Source organism: Sporacetigenium sp. TC11, assembly GCF_058146105.1.
On the sequence record NZ_JBYVNY010000025.1, the window covers coordinates 1 to 1385 of the forward strand.

Genomic DNA, 1385 nt, shown 5'->3' on the forward strand with positions numbered 1-1385 from the left:
CAGGTTGTAGGTTCGATTCCTATCACTAGCTCCAAACACGGAGGATTTCCCGAGCGGCCAAAGGGGGCAGACTGTAAATCTGTTATCTACGATTTCGGTGGTTCGAATCCACCATCCTCCACCAAATATGGGTGCATAGCTCAGCTGGATAGAGCAACGCCCTTCTAAGGCGTGTGTCCGGGGTTCGAATCCCTGTGCGCTCACCATATTGGGGATTCGCCAAGTCGGTAAGGCACATGACTTTGACTCATGTATGCGTAGGTTCGAGTCCTGCATCCCCAGCCAACAAAATATAAGACCCATTAGCTCAGTCGGTAGAGCACCTGACTTTTAATCAGGGTGTCCCGCGTTCGAGTCGCGGATGGGTCACCAATACGGAGGGGTGTCCGAGTGGTTTAAGGAGCTGGTCTTGAAAACCAGTGACTCCGCAAGGGGCCGTGGGTTCGAATCCCACCCCCTCCGCCAAAACGGAGAAGTACTCAAGTGGCTGAAGAGGCTCCCCTGCTAAGGGAGTAGGTCTCGCAAGGGGCGCGAGGGTTCAAATCCCTCCTTCTCCGCCATTTATCCACATATCGAGGTGTAGCGCAGTTTGGTAGCGTACGTGGTTTGGGACCATGGGGCCGGGGGTTCGAGTCCCTCCACCTCGACCATATGTGGGCCTTTAGCTCAGTTGGTTAGAGCGCCCGGCTCATAACCGGTAGGTCTGGGGTTCGAGTCCCTGAAGGCCCACCAAAGTAGGGGTGTAGCTCAGTTGGTAGAGCGTCGGTCTCCAAAACCGTGCGCCGGGGGTTCGAGTCCCTCCTCCCCTGCCAAAAAGTAAATAAATGTAAATGTCGAGGTGTAGCGCAGTTTGGTAGCGTACGTGGTTTGGGACCATGGGGCCGGGGGTTCGAGTCCCTCCACCTCGACCAAATAAGGGCCTATAGCTCAGGTGGTTAGAGCGCACGCCTGATAAGCGTGAGGTCGCTGGTTCGAGTCCAGCTAGGCCCACCAAATACAACCAAGTATTTATACTTGGGCCTTTAGCTCAGTTGGTTAGAGCGCCCGGCTCATAACCGGTAGGTCTGGGGTTCGAGTCCCTGAAGGCCCACCATTTGCCCAGATAGCTCAGTCGGTAGAGCAGGGGACTGAAAATCCCCGTGTCGGTGGTTCGATTCCGCCTCTGGGCACCATTATATGGCGGCATAGCTTAGTTGGCTAGAGCGTTCGGTTCATACCCGAAAGGTCACAGGTTCGACTCCTGTTGCCGCTACCATATATTGAACTTTGAAAATTAAACAGTAGGTCAATTAAACACCATTTATTTAAAAGTAATGCCAAGTTTATCATGAGAGTTTGATCCTGGCTCAGGATGAACGCTGGCGGCGTGCCTAACACATGCAAGT

The 1385-nt window shown here is 53.6% G+C and carries 14 tRNA genes and 1 rRNA gene; all 15 read left to right on the forward strand.

Going from position 1 to position 1385, the window contains the following annotated elements:
- The first annotated feature begins 39 nt into the window (after nt 1-39).
- A tRNA-Tyr gene (locus tag ACUSRV_RS16930) sits at nt 40-124 on the forward strand.
- A 5-nt stretch (nt 125-129) separates the two neighbouring features.
- Nucleotides 130-206 (forward strand) — tRNA-Arg (locus ACUSRV_RS16935).
- A 3-nt stretch (nt 207-209) separates the two neighbouring features.
- A tRNA-Gln gene (locus ACUSRV_RS16940) sits at nt 210-285 on the forward strand.
- An 11-nt stretch (nt 286-296) separates the two neighbouring features.
- Nucleotides 297-372: transfer RNA gene (locus tag ACUSRV_RS16945), tRNA-Lys, on the forward strand.
- A gap of 4 nt (nt 373-376) precedes the next feature.
- Nucleotides 377-465, forward strand: a tRNA-Ser gene (locus tag ACUSRV_RS16950).
- 4 nt (nt 466-469) lie between these two features.
- Nucleotides 470-560: transfer RNA gene (locus ACUSRV_RS16955), tRNA-Ser, on the forward strand.
- A gap of 13 nt (nt 561-573) precedes the next feature.
- A tRNA-Pro gene (locus tag ACUSRV_RS16960) sits at nt 574-650 on the forward strand.
- 5 nt (nt 651-655) lie between these two features.
- A tRNA-Ile gene (locus ACUSRV_RS16965) sits at nt 656-732 on the forward strand.
- Nucleotides 733-736: 4 nt separating this feature from the next.
- A tRNA-Trp gene (locus ACUSRV_RS16970) sits at nt 737-812 on the forward strand.
- A 22-nt stretch (nt 813-834) separates the two neighbouring features.
- Nucleotides 835-911, forward strand: a tRNA-Pro gene (locus ACUSRV_RS16975).
- A 5-nt stretch (nt 912-916) separates the two neighbouring features.
- A tRNA-Ile gene (locus tag ACUSRV_RS16980) sits at nt 917-993 on the forward strand.
- 23 nt (nt 994-1016) lie between these two features.
- Nucleotides 1017-1093, forward strand: a tRNA-Ile gene (locus ACUSRV_RS16985).
- 3 nt (nt 1094-1096) lie between these two features.
- Nucleotides 1097-1172: transfer RNA gene (locus tag ACUSRV_RS16990), tRNA-Phe, on the forward strand.
- A 6-nt stretch (nt 1173-1178) separates the two neighbouring features.
- Nucleotides 1179-1255, forward strand: a tRNA-Met gene (locus tag ACUSRV_RS16995).
- A gap of 68 nt (nt 1256-1323) precedes the next feature.
- Nucleotides 1324-1385, forward strand: a 16S ribosomal RNA gene (locus tag ACUSRV_RS17000); the annotation flags it as partial.